The sequence below is a fragment of the Microbacterium sp. 69-7 genome (genome assembly GCF_001897985.1).
Taxonomy (GTDB): domain Bacteria; phylum Actinomycetota; class Actinomycetes; order Actinomycetales; family Microbacteriaceae; genus Microbacterium; species Microbacterium laevaniformans.
The window spans coordinates 35,785-50,185 of sequence record NZ_MKRU01000090.1; the positions used below are offsets into that span (position 1 = coordinate 35,785).

The following is a 14,401-nucleotide window of genomic DNA, read 5'->3' on the forward strand; positions in this document are numbered from 1 at the left end:
GCTCCCCGCGCGCTTCCCGGTCGTTGAGCGAGGCGCCGGGCGCCGAGTCGAAACGCCCCGGCGCCCGGCGTGCTCAGGCCTCGGGGGTGCGCCGGCGCTGCGCCTTCGACGGGCGGATCGCGGGCACGTCGCCGACGATCGGCACCGGCGTGCGGTACAGGTGCACGCCGTAGCGCGCCACGAGCCCGATGAGCACCATCAGCTTGTTGCGCGGGCCGAGCAGGCTCACGATGTGGACGAACAGCCACGTCATCCACCCGAACGAGCCCGTGAGGGTGACCGTCTTTCGCAGCAATGGGATCTTCGAGAGGAAGCGCAGAGCATGCAGCCCGGGGAGGTTGGCGATGCCGGGCAGCTCCCCGATGGCGGCGCGGCGGCCGATGATCGCCAGCTGTCCCTTGTCGTAGTACGAGAACGGCTGCGTCGGCTGTCCCGCGATCAGGCGGACGATCTGGCGCGCCACGTGCTCACCGCCCTGGATCGCCGGCTGTGCCAGCTGAGGCAGGTCCTGCGGCGCGATCGCGACGTCGCCGGCGGCGAAGACTCCCGGCAACCCCACGACCTGCAGATCCTCGCCGACGCGGATGCGGTCGCCCTTGTCCAGCGGCAGGCTCCAGTCCCGCACCTCCTCATGCGGTGCGACGCCCGTCGCCCACACGGTGAGATCGGACGGCAGCACCGTGCCGTCCGAGAGCACGACGGCATCCGGTCGCACCTCGTCGACGCCGGAGCCGAGGCGCAGTTCGACGTCGCGGCGGCGCAGCTGGGCGGCCGCATAGTCGCGGAGCTTCGGGATGAACGGCTTGAGGATCTCGCTGCGCTGCACGAGCGTGATGCGGAACGCATCGCCGTCGAGCTCGGGGTACGCCGGCTCGAGGCCCTGGTCGCGCAGCTCGGCGAGGGCACCCGCCATCTCGATGCCGGTCGGCCCGCCGCCGATCACGACGACCGAGAGGCCCTTGGTGCGCTCGCCCTGCACGGCGACGCGCTCCAGCCGTGTGAAGAGGGCGTCACGGATCGCGATCGCCTGCGAGCGGGAGTAGACCGCGAAGGAGTTCTCCTTCGCGCCCGGCGTGCCGTGATACGCCGTCGTCACCCCGTTGGCGACGAGCAGGTAGTCGTAGGACATCTCCTGACCGTCCAGCAGACGCACCGTGCGGGCATCCGTGTCGATCTCCATCAGGTGCTCGTGCACGACGTCGAGGTTGGGCTGGCGCACCCGCAGACTGCGGAGGAAGTGGGTGACGTCGCCCGGGTTCAGACCGCCCGTGGCGACCTGGTACAGCAGTGGCTGGAACGTGTTGTAGACGCGGCGGTCGACGAGCGTCACCCGCACGTCGGCGTGACGCAGGGCCCGCGCGGCGCTGATGCCGGCGAAGCCGCCGCCGATGATGACCACGTGCGGCCTCGCGTCGTGCGTCGGGTTCGTCGAGTCGTCGGGAGCCTGCGATGCGGATGCCGTCATAGCCGCAGATTACCGCGACCACGTGACAGACCCCTGTCCCTCGCGGCCGATGCGGGGGTGGGAGAATAAGGGGATGAGCCCTTCCGACGACCGCCGCATCGAGACCGCGCAGGTGCGCCGCAGCCCGCGGTACACGGTTTTCCTGCTGGCGGGCGCGTTTGTCGGCATCCTGGCCGCCCTCGTGCTCACGTTCGCCTTCGGCGGCGACAACGAGAGCGCGAGCACGGGGGTCTCGTACTCGACGACACAGGTCTTCGGGTTCATCTGCCTGTTCGCGATCCCGATCGGCGTCGCCGTCGGCGGCGTGGTCGCGCTCGTTCTCGACCGTTCGCTGGCCCGTCGCGCCCATGAGGTGCGCGTCGAGCGCGAGGTCATCACGATCGACGACGCAGAGTAGCCGCCCGGCGCTCGCCCCGGAGTCGCCAGCGGCAGGCAATCTGCCCAGAACAGGCCGATCAGCCGCGCAATGGCCTGCCCCCGGCAGATTGCCTCTGCTCGGTCGAGCCGGGGATGCCGCGAGCGCCGGATGTTGCCGCTCCCGGATGCCGCCGCTACGCGATGTCGGCGATGATCGGCGCGACCGCGGCGTCGAAGGCGACGATGTCGCCGCGCAGGCCGTCGGTGACCGCGATCGTGAGCGCCCCGATCCACCAGACGCCGCGCTGCGTGAACGGCAGCACCTGGACGTTGAGCTCGAACGAGTGCGCGCGCCGTCCCACGACGCGCTCGTGCTCGGCGATCGCACTGGCGTAGGCGCGGTACGACGCTCCCGTTCCCAGACGCGACCGGTAGTGCTGATGTTCCGCACGGGCATACGCCACGGCATCCGGCCCGTGGGGCGTGATCGCGTCGGCGAGCTCCTCGAAGCCCTCGACGGGAAGTGCGACCACGGTCTCGAAGCCGTCGATGAGTTCGAGCGGGACGGGGGAGGGGTTGGCCTGCGGTTCGACCGTCAGATCCCAGTACGCGCGCCACTGCCGCTCGATCGCGGAGCGGTCGTCGTACTCGCTGATCGGTGCGCTGCGCGGAGGGACGCCCCGCAGGTGCGGCAGCTCCTCCGGAAAGCGGATGCCGAGCACCTGGCGCAGATACAGTGCGACGAGGACCGGGAGGGTGGCGTCCTCGCGGACGATCCACTCCGGTGCTTCCGCCGCTGCCATGCCGCCATCCTAGGGACAGCGCTCGGCGCGGCGACAGGGTGCGTCTGCTGCGCAGCTCCCACGGTCCGCGCGCCCCGCCCCTGCCGGTAGGCTGTTCGCGTGGCAGAAGCCCCACAGAATCCCTATTCCGAAGCCGGCGTCGACACCGCGGCGGGAGATCTCGCCGTCGAACTGATGAAGTCGGCCGTTCGTCGCACCCACGGGCCCGAGGTGCTGGGCGGTGTCGGCGGGTTCGCCGGCCTGTTCGACGCGTCGGCGCTGAAGTCGTACGAGAAGCCGCTGCTGGCCACGTCGACCGACGGCGTCGGCACCAAAGTCGCGATCGCGCAGGCGATCGACAAGCACGACACGATCGGCCACGACCTGGTCGGCATGGTCGTCGACGACATCGTCGTGGTCGGCGCGAAGCCGCTCTTCATGACCGACTACATCGCCTGCGGCAAGGTCTTCCCCGAGCGCATCGCCGACATCGTCCGCGGCATCGCCTCCGGCTGCGAGCTGACCGGCACGGCACTCGTCGGCGGCGAGACCGCGGAGCACCCCGGCCTGCTCGGCATCAACGACTACGACGTCGCGGGAGCGGCGACCGGTGTCGTCGATGCCGGTGACGTGCTCGGGGCCGACCGCGTGCAGCCGGGCGACGTGGTGCTGGCCCTGGCCTCCAGCGGGCCGCACTCGAACGGCTACTCGCTCGTCCGCCACATCGTCGCGGGCAAGGGCATCAGCTACGGCGCCCACGCCGCCGACTTCGGCCGCACGTGGGGGGAGGAGCTGCTCGAGCCCACCCGCCTGTACACGCTGCCGCTGCTGGACCTTCTCACCTCGCTGCCGGGTGCGATCCACGCGCTCAGCCACGTGACCGGTGGCGGCATCGCCGCGAACCTCGCCCGCGTGCTGCCGCCGCAGGCGTGGGTCGAACTCGACCGGTCGACGTGGGCGCCCAGCCCCGTGTTCCGCGTGCTCGCCGACCTGGGCGGGCTGCGGCTGGAAGACACCGAGGGCACGTGGAACCTCGGCATCGGTTTCGTCGCCGTCGTCTCGGCCGAGAAGGCGGATGCCGCGGCATCCCTCCTGTCGGCCGCCGGCATCGCGACGTGGCAGGTCGGCGTCGTCCAGGAGGGTGCGCGCCCGGAGGGCCACTTCGAGCAGGGCGCCAAGGGCGTGGACGGCGGCGCCGTGCGTCTCGTCGGCGCGTATTCATCAGCCGTCTAGGTTCATCGGCTGCCGAGGTTCATCAGCCACCTCGGCGCAGAAACGGATTGAGCAACACCACATGTGCGGAATCGTCGGCGTTGTCGGACAGGGCCCGGTCAATCAGGACATCTACGACTCGCTGCTGCTGCTGCAGCATCGCGGGCAGGACTCGACGGGTATCGCGACGGCCGAGACCAGCGGCGTCTTCCACCTGTTCAAGGCCAAGGGACAGGTGCGCGAGGCGTTTCGCACCCGCGACATGCGCGCCCTCTTGGGCAACATCGGCCTCGGACACGTGCGCTACGCCACGAAGGGCACCGCGTCGAGCGAGGAAGAGGCGCAACCGTTCTACGTCAACGCCCCCTACGGCATCGTCCTGGTACACAACGGCAACCTCACCAACACGCGTGAGCTGACGCAGGAGCTCTTCAGCAAAGACCGCCGTCACCTCAACACGAGCTCCGACACCGAGCTGCTCGTCAACGTGCTCGCCAACGAACTGCAGTCTTCGATCTCCGGGCTCGAGCTCGACCCAGCGCAGGTGTTCCAGGCGGTCACGCGGGTGCACGAGCGCGTCGAAGGCTCGTACGCGACCATCGCGTTGATCGCCGGGTACGGTCTGCTCGCGTTCCGCGACCCCTTCGGCATCCGTCCCCTCATCCTCGGCACGCGCCCCGCGGTGGATGCCGAGGGAGCCCCCACCGGCCGCTACGAGTGGATCGTCGCGTCCGAGTCGCTGGTGCTGGAGAACGGCGGCTTCGAGGTCGTCCGCGACGTCGAGCCCGGCGAGGCCGTGTTCATCGACGTCGAGGGCAACCTTCACACCCAGCAGTGCGCGACGAACCCGCAGCTGGTCCCGTGCTCGTTCGAGTACGTCTACCTCGCCCGTCCCGACTCGATCATGAACGGCATCTCGGTGTACGAGGCGCGGCTGCGGATGGGGGAGCGCCTGGCCGACACGATCGCGAAGTACACCCCCGCCGGCACGATCGACGTCGTCATGCCCATCCCCGACAGCTCGCGACCGGCGGCCATGCAGGTTGCGCGCAAGCTCGGCATCGAATACCGCGAGGGCTTCTACAAGAACCGCTACGTCGGTCGCACGTTCATCATGCCCGGCCAGGCGGTGCGCAAGAAGAGCGTGCGGCAGAAGCTCAACGCGATGTCGAGCGAGTTCAAGGGCAAGAACGTGCTGCTCATCGACGACTCGATCGTGCGCGGGACGACGTCCAAGGAGATCATCCAGATGGCCCGGGATGCCGGGGCCAAGACGGTCACGTTCGCCTCAGCCGCCCCGCCGGTGCGCTACCCGCACGTCTACGGCATCAACATGCCCTCGCGTCACGAACTCGTCGCGCACGGCCGCACGATCCCCGAGATCGCCGAAGAACTCGGTGCCGACTACATGGTCTATCAGGAGATCGACGACCTGAAGGCCGCGATCCTCGAGGGCTCGACCGACGTCCAGGACCTCGACATGAGCTGCTTCGACGGGCGCTACATCACCGGCACCGTCTCGGACGAGTACCTCGCCTGGGTCGAAGGCACGCAGGAGAGCTGACCCTTCCCCGCGCGCCCTAGGGTGGATCGGGTGACCGATCCCCGCCCCCGCTCCCTCTGGCGGGGACGGCTCCTCGCGCTCGTCGGCGTCGTGCTCGTCGCGTTCTCCCTGCGTTCGGCCGTCGCCGCGCTGTCGCCGATCATCTCGGAGGTGCAGGCCGACTTCGCCGTGCCGACGTGGGTTGTGGGTCTCATCGGCACCGCGCCACCGGTCTGCTTCGCCGTCTTCGGCATCGTGACTCCGACCCTCGAGCGCCGGTTCGGGCTGGAACGGCTGGCGGCGGCATCCATGCTCATCGTCACCGCCGCCCTCATCACGCGTTCCCTCGCGGGGGATGCGGCCACGCTGCTGCTGGCGACGACGGTTCTGTTCGCCGCCGTGGGCGTGGGCAACGTCGTCCTGCCGCCGTTGATCAAGACCTACTTCCCCGACCGCGTGGGCACGATGACTGCGCTGTACTCCGCTCTTCTCGCGATGGCCGCGTTCGTACCGCCGCTGGTGGCGGTGCCGGTCGCGGATGCTGCGGGCTGGCGGTTTTCGCTGGGCATGTGGGCGATCCTCGCGCTTCTGGCGGTCGTGCCCTGGGTGACGCTGGTGGCGCGCGCGAACGTCGCCCGCGCGCAGGCGCCCGTCACCGTGGATCTCGACGCCCCCGCGCCCGGGGTGTTGGGACGTCTGCCTCGGCTGGCGCTCGCGTGGGCGCTGGCCGGGACATTCGGCATCTCCGCGGCGAGCGTCTACGCGTGCTTCGCCTGGCTGCCGGTCGTTCTCGTCGACATCGCCGGCGTCTCGCACGCCGAGGCCGGCGCGCTGCTGTCACTGTTCGGTGCGATGGGCTTGCCGTGGTCGATCATCGTGCCGATCCTGATCACCCGGTCGCGTCGGGTCGGCGTCGTGTACGCCGCCGCTCTGATCGCGGGGCTGACGGGGGTGGCCGGAATGCTGATCGCGCCCGCCGCGGCCACGATCCTCTGGGTCGTGCTGCTCGGTACCCCTCAGGCGTTGTTCCCGGCGGTACTGGTGCTCATCCAGCTGCGCTCGCGCACGCACGAGGGCTCCGTAGCGCTCAGCGGCTTCGCGCAGAGCGTCGGCTACGGCATCGCCGCGCTGTTCCCGCTCATGTTCGCCGTCGTCCACGAGCTGACCGGACAGTGGCAACCGGTGCTCATCGTCTTCGGCTTGCTGTTTCTCGCGACGATCCCCACCGGCCTGATCGTGACGAGACCGCGCACGATCGAGGACGAGTGGGAACACCGTCACGGAACGTGGTGAGCGCCTCTCAGCGCGCGAGCGAGTCCCGACGCGTCAGGCTGTCTCCAGCTCGTCCTCGTCGTCGGCATACTGATCGGCCCACTTGTCGACGTACGGGTCTTCCTCGTGGTGTCCGAGCTCCTTTTCGAGCGCGGAGTAGTTCACGTTGTAGGTGTCGTACTTCAGCTCGCGAGCGATTTTTGTGTGCTTCGCTTTCTGACGGCCACGCCCCATGCGAGACCCCCTCATTTCTGAGTCACGGACGATGCGGGTTTCCCGCATTTCGCCCGGCGCATTCACGATGCGATTGACGATCCGGCTTCCTGCCGGGAAGAGTAGCATTCAGAATAACACGGTGCCCCCGGCGCCTCGCGGTGCGGGGGAGGACGGGGAGTGTCGCATGGCCGAGACAGACGAGAGCCCGGTGCCTCAGCGAGCGGTGATCGTCGGCGTCATTCCCGACCAGCCGGCTCGCGTGCTCAAAGAAGCAGCCCGGTACGCGAAGCTCTTCTCGGCGCCCTTGATCGTCGCCCACGTCGACGTCACGCGCTTCGTCACGTACGAGGATCCGGACGGCTATATGCACACCGCGCCGATCGACATCGACCTCGCCATCGGAGAGGCCCAGCTGAGTGCGGTCACCAGTGCCGCGGCATCCGTCCTCGACGGCTCGGGCGTCGACTGGAGCGTCACCCAGCTCGTCGGCGACCCGGCTCTGGCGATCAAGCACCTCGCCGAGAAGGCTCAGGCGCGCCTGATCGTCGTCGGCACGCGCCGTCGCGGGTTCGGCGAGTCGGTACGCGAGTTCTTCACGGGGTCGGTCGCCGCTCGTCTCGCCCACCGCCAGTCACGCCCGATCCTCGTCGTCCCCCTGGAAGACCCGGTGGGCGACGACGAGGACCTCTGGCCCGCGCCGTAGCCCCCTCCCCCCTCCCCGCGAGCCGCTACGAACTCGCCGAGCCGCCATCTTTTGACACGCCGGAATGTGGCGGATCGGCGGAAAGATAGCGGCTCGGCGGAGAAGGCGAGAGCGGACGGGCCCGTGCGTCAGCGGAGTGCGCGGGTCAGGGCGGCCAGGGTGTCGTCCAGCGCGCGCGACAGGTCGTCGACGACGTCGGCCGCGAGTTGTCCGCCGTGGGCCAGATGCGTGCGCAGGTCGGCCCGCACGGTCGCGCGGAACTCGGCGACGATCGCCTCGGCGCGTCTCATCTGCTCTCGCGACGACTGCCGCGCCTCGTCCCCCCCCGACGCGGATGCCGAGGCGCGTGCGCCGGTGCGGTCACGGTCGGCGTTGTCTCGTTCCGACTGCGCCGAAGCGGCGAGATCGGCGCGGAGGCTCTTCATCGCCTCGCGGACGCTGCCGCGGACCTCGTCGGCGATCAGCCGCACGCTGTCGGCAAGCCCCGCCTCGATCCCCTCGAGCTCGTGGGCGCGAGCGGCCACCTCGGCGCGCCCCGCCTCGGTGATCGCGTAGACGGTCTTGCGGCCGTCCACGGTCTTGGTGACCAGGCCCTCCTCCTCGAGCTTCGACAGCCGCGGATAGATGGTGCCGGCGCTGGGCGTATAGGTTCCGCCGGTGCGATCTGACAACGCCTGCATCAAGTCGTAACCGTGGCGCGGCGACTCGTCGAGCAGGTTCAGCAGGTAGAGGCGCAGATCGCCGTGCGAGAAGACGGGAGGCATGCTCAGTTCTCCTCGGCGGTCGCGGATGCCGCGGCATCCGGAGCGGCCGGCGAGCGGCGCAGCACCGTGACGTCGCCCGAGACCGAATTGGCGCGCACGTCGGCGAAGCTGCCGCTGAGCTCCCCGACGGAGTCGACGTAGTTCGAGGGCCCAGAGCTCGAGCGCTTGACGCCGTCGACCATGAGCCGCCCGCTGACGCTGCGCAGCACGAAGTTGGCCGGGTGGCCCTCGTCGAGACGCACGGTCGCGTCGCCCGACACGGTGTTGAGGCTGACCAGGTCGACCCGATCGGTCGAGTCGACGAGCATGCCGCCCGAGACGGTGTCGATCGTCGCCTTGCGGATGCTGCCGGTGGCCGCCACATCACCGGACACCGAGTTGGCGCTGAGTGCGCCGTCGAGGCCGCGGATCTGCACGTCGCCCGAGACGGCGTTGACCGACAGGTCGCCGGTGAGGCCGTCGACGATGATGTCGCCGGAGACGGTGTTCAGGCGCGCGCCCGAGGCGAGGCCCGACACGAGCGCGCTCGCGGAGACGACGCCGAGGGTCAGCAGGATGCCGCGGGGGACCGCGACGCTGATCTCCGCCTTGGGGCCGCCGGAGCCGAAGTTGCGGAACACCTCGAGGAAGTTGTCCCAGCGCAGCTGTGGGTGATCGATCTCCACCACGTCGCCGGAGGCCTCGATGCGGAGGTCTTTGATGGTGACGGCATGCACTTCGATGCGGACGCCGGGCTCATCGTGCGCGACGACATCGATCTGGCCGCCGACGAGGCCCACCTTCAGCTTGCGGATGTCTTCGAGGTCGATCACCCGGGTCTCGCCCGGCTTGATGAGCCACTTCTCCAGAGTCATGGTGTTCTCCTGACACGAGGCGATTCGAGATATATCGCGTTGAACCAACGATAACACGATATATCTCGACTTACCAGTGCGCGCCGACTCCCGGGTTCGTCCGTCCCTTGTTGACGCTGACGGGCGGCGTCACCGACAACAAGGGACGGACGACGCGAGCGATTCGTGGGCCGCAACGCAGACGCGCCGGCCCACCGTGAGGTGAGCCGGCGCGTTGTCCGGTTGAGCGGCGTCGCTACGCGCGACCGCCGCGAACGAGTCGCAGCAGGAACGCGATGATCGCGATCACGGCAACGATCAGGGCGACCCACAGCAGCCAGTTCAGGGCGGCGTTCATGCCGCCGACGATCGCGAGGACGATCGCGACGACGATGATGATGATCAGAGCGAGATTCATGTGATTGCTCCATTCTCGAGGGACTCCATGACCCCCTGAAACTAGCCGTGTTCCGAGGGGCGGACACCCCCCTTGCCGCAGCCCCCGAAACTGCGATAGGGACGGATGCATGCCCCAGAACGGAACATCTCCTTCGCTCAAGGATCCCGAGCTCTACGAGGAGCTGCGCGCGGACGGCGCGTCGAAGCAGAAGGCCGCCCGCATCTCCAACGCCGCCGCGCGGGACGGCCGTGAAGCCGTGGGGCGACGGGGCGGCGCGTCCGGCTCATACGAGGACTGGACGGTCGCCGAGCTGCGTGCCCGTGCGAAGCAGCTCGGCATCCGCGGATACTCCGGGGCGCGCAAGGCGGAGCTCATCGACATGCTCCGAGACTCCTGACGTGCCGCGCCTTCGCCGCGTCCGCCCCGGACGCGACCTCGGCTACCGGCGCCTGCGGTCCGGTTCGGGATTCCGATACGTGGATGCCGACGGGGCCGCTCTCCCCGCCGCGGAGCGTGAACGCGTCGTCGCGCTCGTCATCCCGCCCGCCTGGAACGACGTCTGGATCTGTGCCGCCGCGAACGGGCACGTCCAGGCCACCGGCGTCGACGAGGCCGGACGGATGCAGTACCTCTATCACCCGGACTGGTCGACGACCCGCGACAAGGGCAAGTACGCACGGGCGCTGCAGCTCGCCGAGTGCCTCCCACGCGCCCGGGGCCGCATCACCGCGTCGCTCCGCCGCGACGGCCTCGACCGCGAGCGGGTGCTGGCGACCGCGTTCCGGCTGCTCGATCAGGCGGCACCTCGAGTGGGCAGCGAGCGCTACTTCACGGCGCACGGCAGCCGCGGTCTCACCACGCTGCAGCGGCGGGATGCCGCCGTCAGCGGCACGGTCACGAGCCTGCGCTTTCCGGGCAAGAGCGGCAAGCGGCAGAGCCTCGAGGTGGATGACGAGGACCTCGCCGTCGTCGTCGAGCTGCTCGCGTCGGGCCGACCGGCCGCACCGCTGCTGGCGTATGTGCGTGGCCGACGCCGCGTTGCGCTCACCCCGCGGGATGTCAACGTGTACGTCCGCACGATGACCGGCGGCAGCTTCACCGCGAAGGACTTCCGCACGCTCCGCGGCACCATTCTCGCCGCCGACGCCCTGGCGCGCATCGGGACCACCGCGACCAAGACCGACCGCAAGCGCGCCGAGGTGCTGGCCATCAAGGCGGCGGCCGCGGGTCTGGGCAACACGCCGACGGTGGCCAAGAGCTCCTACATCGACCCCCGCGTGTTCGCGCGGTATCGACGCGGCGAGCTGTTGGACACGACCGTTTCGCCGGAATCGGCGATCCGTGCGCTGCTGTCCCCGTAAGGCGACGCTAGTCTGCGGACGTGACTCGTCCTCGCTGGTTCTCGCCGGTCGCCCTCGTGCTGGTGATCCTCGGCGGAATGATCGGTGTCGCGATCCGCGCTGTCGTGGTGGTGCCCCTGGGCGCTGCGAACCCGCATCCGCTCGTGGTGCCGGCCGTCACACTCGTGATCAACCTCGTCGGTTCGCTGCTGCTCGGCGTCATCGTGGGCTGGCTCGCCGACCGGCATCCCCGCGCCCGCCTCTTCCTCGGTACGGGAGTCATGGGCGGCTTCACGACGTACAGCGCCTTCGCCGTGCAGGCGCTGTCGACCTCCAGCGCCTCGCCCTATGTCGGCATCATCCTCGTCGTGGTCTCGCTGTTCGGCGGTGTCTTCGCGGCCGTCGTCGGTCTTGCCTTCGGACGACGGATCGCCGATCGGCCGGGCGAGATCGAACAGCCGGAGGATGCCGAATGAACCCGTTCGAGATGGCAGCGCTCGTCGTCGGCGGCGGGCTCGGCGCCGGCGCGCGGTATGTGATGGATGCCGCGATCATGCGCGGGCGATCCGGCGCCTTTCCGCTCGGCATCCTTCTCGTGAACGTCCTCGGGTCGTTCCTGCTGGGTCTGGTCACCGGTCTCGGACCGAACGTCTCGCCGGCGTGGGCCAGCATTCTCGGAGTGGGCGTGCTGGGCGGGTTCACGACGTTCAGCACCGTGTCCACCGAGACGGCTCTGCTGGCCGAGCGCGGACGCCGTGACTGGGCGTGGGTCAACCTCATCGGCACGCTCGTGCTCGCCCTCATCGCCGCCGCTGCCGGCCTCGTCATCGGCGAGCTCTTCCCGCGCTGAGCGCCGGCTGAGCGTCGGCACCCCTGGGTGTCGACTGTTCGGATTGTCGGGTTATCCCCCGGCTCCCGCCGCCGCCCGCCGCCGGTCCGCGTGCGAGAATGAGGCGGATACACGCGTGTATCGAACGCTTCGTCCGCGCCCGTCCGAGAGCAAGGGTCTTCTGTGTCGCACCTCGCCGTCCTGAGCCTGAAGAACCGGGCGCTGATCGCCCTCATCACGATCGTCGCGGCCATCTTCGGCGGCCTCGCCCTCACGAGCCTCAAGCAGGAGCTCATCCCCTCGGTCGAGTTCCCGCAGCTCTCGATCCTTTCGACGTACCCCGGTGCGTCGCCCGATGTGGTCAACAATGACGTGTCGACGCCCATCGAGACGGCGATCCAGGGCATTCCCGGCCTCGAGTCGACCACGGCGACGAGCACGACGAACGCCTCGATCATCCAGGCGTCCTTCACCTACGGCACCGACCTGGCGACCGCGGAGCAGAAGATCCTGCAGGCGATCAACCGCATCAAGTCGACGCTGCCCACCGGCGTCGAACCCAATGTGGTCTCCTTCTCGATCGACGACCTGCCGGTCATCGCGCTCGCCGTCACCGGCTACGGCGACGAGAAGACGATCCAGGCGCAGCTGCAGGCCACGACGATCCCCGATCTCGAAGACGTCAAGGGCGTCAGCGCCGCCACGATCGTCGGCGGCCAGGGCCAGCGGGTCACGATCACCCCGGACCAGGCGAAGCTCGCCGCCGCCGGCTTCACCCAGAACGCGCTCACCGACGCCCTCAAGCAGAACGGTGTGCTCTTTCCCGGCGGCACCGTCACCGAGGGCGACCAGACCCTCACGGTGCAAACCGGCAGCAAGCTCACCTCGGTCGATCAGATCTCCGCCCTGCCGCTCGTGCCCACCTCGGCGGCCCAGTTCGAGGGGGCGGCCAAGAACGGTCCGCTGAAGATCGGCGACGTGGCCACCGTGGCGCTCGCGCAGGACCCGGTGACCTCGATCTCGCGCGTGAACGGCGAGCCCGCACTCACCATCTCCATCACGAAGCTCCCAGCCGCCAACACCGTCGACGTCAGCCGCGCCGTCACCGCTCTCCTGCCGAAGCTGCAGAGCGACATCGGCGGCGATGCCCGCTTCAGTGTCGTCTTCGACCAGGCTCCCTTCATCGAGCAGTCGATCGAGTCGCTGGCCCAGGAGGGGCTGCTGGGCCTCGTCTTCGCCGTGCTCGTGATCCTTCTCTTCCTGCTGTCGGTGCGCTCGACGCTCGTGACCGCGATCTCCATCCCGACCAGCGTCCTCATCACGTTCGTCGGCATCCAGGCGTTCGGCTACTCGCTGAACATCTTGACCCTGGGTGCCCTCACGATCGCGATCGGCCGCGTCGTCGACGACTCCATCGTGGTCATCGAGAACATCAAACGTCACTACGTCGAAGGTGCCGACAAGCTCTCGTCGATCCTGCTCGCCGTCCGTGAGGTCGCCGCCGCGATCACGGCGTCGACGATCACCACCGTCGCGGTGTTCCTGCCGATCGCGTTCGTGGGCGACGTGACCGGCGAGCTGTTCCGGCCGTTCGCGATGACGGTGACGATCGCGATGGCGGCGTCGCTGTTCGTGGCGCTGACGATCGTTCCCGTGCTCGCGTACTGGTTCCTGCGACCCGGCAAGCCGGTGCGCGACGCCGAGGGCAACCAGGTCGACCCGGAAGACCCCGCGGCGCCCCCCTCGCGCCTGCAGCGTGCCTATCTGCCGATCCTCGGCTGGACCCTGAAGCATTCGTGGGTGACGCTGCTGGTGGCCGTTCTCGTGCTCGGTGGCACGATCGCCGCGGCGCCGTTCATGAAGACGAACTTCCTCGGCGACAGCGGACAGAACACGTTCACCATCACGCAGCAGGTTGGACAGGCCCCCAGCCTCGACGCCGAGGATGCCGCCGCGAAGAAGGTCGAGACCGCGCTGAAGGGCGTGGCCGGCATCACCACGGTGCAGACCTCGATCGGATCGAGCGGTTCGGCCGTGCGCGATGCGTTCCGCGGCGGCAGCACCGGCATCACCTACTCGGTGACCACCGACACGTCGGCCGATCAGGTGACCGTGCGCAATGACGTGGAGCAGGCGCTCGCCGACCTCACCGATGTCGGCACCGTCACCGTCTCGTCCGGCCAGGGCGGCTTCGGCTCCAGCAACGTGGAGGTCGACGTGACGGCGCCGTCGGCCGACGCGCTGCAGACCGCGACCGACGCGGTCGTCACCGGTCTGCAGGGCAAGAACGGCATCGGCCAGGTCACCTCGAACCTCTCGGCATCCCTCCCCTTCGTCGCCGTCACGGTCGACCGCGCCAAGGCCGCGCAGCTGGGGCTGTCGGAGGTCGCCGTCGGCGGACTCGTCTCGAACACGATGCAGCCGCGCCAGATCGGATCGGTCGAGATCGACGGCACATCGCTGACCGTCTACCTGCAGTCGTCGTCGGTGCCGAAGACGATCGACGAGCTCAAGGGACTGCAGATCGCCTCGGCGAACGGGCTCGTCCGCCTCGATCAGGTCGCGACCGTCGAGCAGAGCAAGGGCCCGACCTCGATCACGACGCAGCGCGGTCAGCGCACCGCGACGGTGACGGTGACCCCGTCGACGGACGACCTGAACACCGCCTCGGCGAGCGTGCGCACG

General features: G+C 69.2%; 16 protein-coding genes. 10 read left to right on the forward strand and 6 right to left on the reverse strand.

Translation table 11 applies throughout. The annotated features are described in order from the left end of the window. Window positions 1–73: 73 nt before the first annotated feature. The gene (locus BGN98_RS09825; RefSeq protein ID WP_061681134.1) at window positions 74–1,399 is read right to left on the reverse strand and encodes an NAD(P)/FAD-dependent oxidoreductase; all 1,326 of its coding nucleotides are present in this window, start codon (window positions 1,397–1,399) and stop codon (window positions 74–76) included. 139 nt (window positions 1,400–1,538) lie between these two features. Here BGN98_RS09825 and BGN98_RS09830 point away from each other — a divergent pair, with 139 nt between their 5' ends. Next, window positions 1,539–1,862 carry a hypothetical protein gene (locus tag BGN98_RS09830; RefSeq protein WP_016463758.1) on the forward strand — a complete coding sequence of 108 codons (324 nt, stop codon included), beginning with the start codon at window positions 1,539–1,541 and terminating at the stop codon, window positions 1,860–1,862. A gap of 154 nt (window positions 1,863–2,016) precedes the next feature. On the opposite strand, the gene BGN98_RS09835 is transcribed toward BGN98_RS09830, so the two are convergent. Further along, complete coding sequence (locus BGN98_RS09835; protein WP_288121193.1) at window positions 2,017–2,625, reverse strand: zinc-binding alcohol dehydrogenase; 609 nt, start codon at window positions 2,623–2,625, stop codon at window positions 2,017–2,019. A 99-nt stretch (window positions 2,626–2,724) separates the two neighbouring features. Between BGN98_RS09835 and purM the strand changes: the two genes are divergently transcribed. From purM to BGN98_RS09850, 3 genes are all read left to right on the forward strand, one after another. Beyond that, window positions 2,725–3,837 (forward strand): phosphoribosylformylglycinamidine cyclo-ligase, encoded by a 1,113-nt coding sequence (gene purM / locus BGN98_RS09840; protein ID WP_288121196.1) that lies wholly within the window; start codon window positions 2,725–2,727, stop codon window positions 3,835–3,837. 61 nt (window positions 3,838–3,898) lie between these two features. Further along, window positions 3,899–5,380, forward strand: coding sequence for an amidophosphoribosyltransferase (gene purF, locus BGN98_RS09845; protein ID WP_061681110.1), 1,482 nt, complete (start codon window positions 3,899–3,901; stop codon window positions 5,378–5,380). Window positions 5,381–5,410: 30 nt separating this feature from the next. Then, a complete protein-coding gene (locus BGN98_RS09850) occupies window positions 5,411–6,652 on the forward strand; it encodes an MFS transporter (protein ID WP_288121199.1) in 1,242 nt (413 codons plus the stop codon). Between the two features lie 33 nt (window positions 6,653–6,685). Here BGN98_RS09850 and BGN98_RS09855 read toward each other — a convergent pair whose 3' ends face one another. Next, window positions 6,686–6,865, reverse strand: a complete 180-nt coding sequence (locus BGN98_RS09855; protein WP_005054410.1) for a DUF3073 domain-containing protein — start codon at window positions 6,863–6,865, stop codon at window positions 6,686–6,688. Between the two features lie 166 nt (window positions 6,866–7,031). Here BGN98_RS09855 and BGN98_RS09860 point away from each other — a divergent pair, with 166 nt between their 5' ends. After that, entirely contained in the window at window positions 7,032–7,550 is a 519-nt protein-coding gene (locus tag BGN98_RS09860; RefSeq protein WP_288121202.1) for a universal stress protein, read from the forward strand. A gap of 128 nt (window positions 7,551–7,678) precedes the next feature. Here BGN98_RS09860 and BGN98_RS09865 read toward each other — a convergent pair whose 3' ends face one another. From BGN98_RS09865 to BGN98_RS09875, 3 genes are all read right to left on the reverse strand, one after another. Continuing rightward, a complete protein-coding gene (locus BGN98_RS09865; RefSeq protein WP_288121205.1) occupies window positions 7,679–8,314 on the reverse strand; it encodes a PadR family transcriptional regulator in 636 nt (211 codons plus the stop codon). Window positions 8,315–8,316: 2 nt separating this feature from the next. After that, the gene (locus tag BGN98_RS09870; RefSeq protein ID WP_061681104.1) at window positions 8,317–9,168 is read right to left on the reverse strand and encodes a DUF4097 family beta strand repeat-containing protein; all 852 of its coding nucleotides are present in this window, start codon (window positions 9,166–9,168) and stop codon (window positions 8,317–8,319) included. Between the two features lie 235 nt (window positions 9,169–9,403). Then, a complete protein-coding gene (locus tag BGN98_RS09875; RefSeq protein ID WP_005054418.1) occupies window positions 9,404–9,565 on the reverse strand; it encodes a hypothetical protein in 162 nt (53 codons plus the stop codon). Window positions 9,566–9,674: 109 nt separating this feature from the next. Between BGN98_RS09875 and BGN98_RS09880 the strand changes: the two genes are divergently transcribed. The 5 genes from BGN98_RS09880 to BGN98_RS09900 all read left to right on the forward strand — a co-directional run. Continuing rightward, the gene (locus tag BGN98_RS09880) at window positions 9,675–9,944 is read left to right on the forward strand and encodes a DUF7218 family protein (protein WP_016463750.1); all 270 of its coding nucleotides are present in this window, start codon (window positions 9,675–9,677) and stop codon (window positions 9,942–9,944) included. A 1-nt stretch (window position 9,945) separates the two neighbouring features. Next, complete coding sequence (locus BGN98_RS09885) at window positions 9,946–10,908, forward strand: DNA topoisomerase IB (RefSeq protein ID WP_288121212.1); 963 nt, start codon at window positions 9,946–9,948, stop codon at window positions 10,906–10,908. Window positions 10,909–10,928: 20 nt separating this feature from the next. Next, window positions 10,929–11,363, forward strand: coding sequence for a fluoride efflux transporter FluC (locus BGN98_RS09890; RefSeq protein ID WP_231477239.1), 435 nt, complete (start codon window positions 10,929–10,931; stop codon window positions 11,361–11,363). Next, on the forward strand, window positions 11,360–11,737 hold the full coding sequence (gene crcB / locus BGN98_RS09895; RefSeq protein ID WP_005054428.1) for a fluoride efflux transporter CrcB: 378 nt from the start codon (window positions 11,360–11,362) through the stop codon (window positions 11,735–11,737). The genes BGN98_RS09890 and crcB overlap by 4 nt, the downstream gene beginning before the upstream one ends. A 162-nt stretch (window positions 11,738–11,899) precedes the next feature. Beyond that, window positions 11,900–14,401, forward strand: a 2,502-nt coding sequence (locus BGN98_RS09900; protein ID WP_288121217.1) for an efflux RND transporter permease subunit, incomplete at its 3' end; no start/stop codon positions are given.

Bases quoted from the DNA above. Each gene is read 5' to 3' on its own strand.
- BGN98_RS09830 (WP_016463758.1), top strand. From the start codon at position 1,539: ATGAGCCCTTCCGACGACCGCCGCATCGAGACCGCGCAGGTGCGCCGC.
- BGN98_RS09835 (WP_288121193.1), bottom strand. From the start codon at position 2,625: ATGGCAGCGGCGGAAGCACCGGAGTGGATCGTCCGCGAGGACGCCACC.
- purF (WP_061681110.1), top strand. From the start codon at position 3,899: ATGTGCGGAATCGTCGGCGTTGTCGGACAGGGCCCGGTCAATCAGGAC.
- BGN98_RS09855 (WP_005054410.1), bottom strand. From the start codon at position 6,865: ATGGGGCGTGGCCGTCAGAAAGCGAAGCACACAAAAATCGCTCGCGAG.
- BGN98_RS09860 (WP_288121202.1), top strand. From the start codon at position 7,032: ATGGCCGAGACAGACGAGAGCCCGGTGCCTCAGCGAGCGGTGATCGTC.
- BGN98_RS09865 (WP_288121205.1), bottom strand. From the start codon at position 8,314: ATGCCTCCCGTCTTCTCGCACGGCGATCTGCGCCTCTACCTGCTGAAC.
- BGN98_RS09870 (WP_061681104.1), bottom strand. From the start codon at position 9,168: ATGACTCTGGAGAAGTGGCTCATCAAGCCGGGCGAGACCCGGGTGATC.
- BGN98_RS09875 (WP_005054418.1), bottom strand. From the start codon at position 9,565: ATGAATCTCGCTCTGATCATCATCATCGTCGTCGCGATCGTCCTCGCG.
- BGN98_RS09880 (WP_016463750.1), top strand. From the start codon at position 9,675: ATGCCCCAGAACGGAACATCTCCTTCGCTCAAGGATCCCGAGCTCTAC.
- crcB (WP_005054428.1), top strand. From the start codon at position 11,360: ATGAACCCGTTCGAGATGGCAGCGCTCGTCGTCGGCGGCGGGCTCGGC.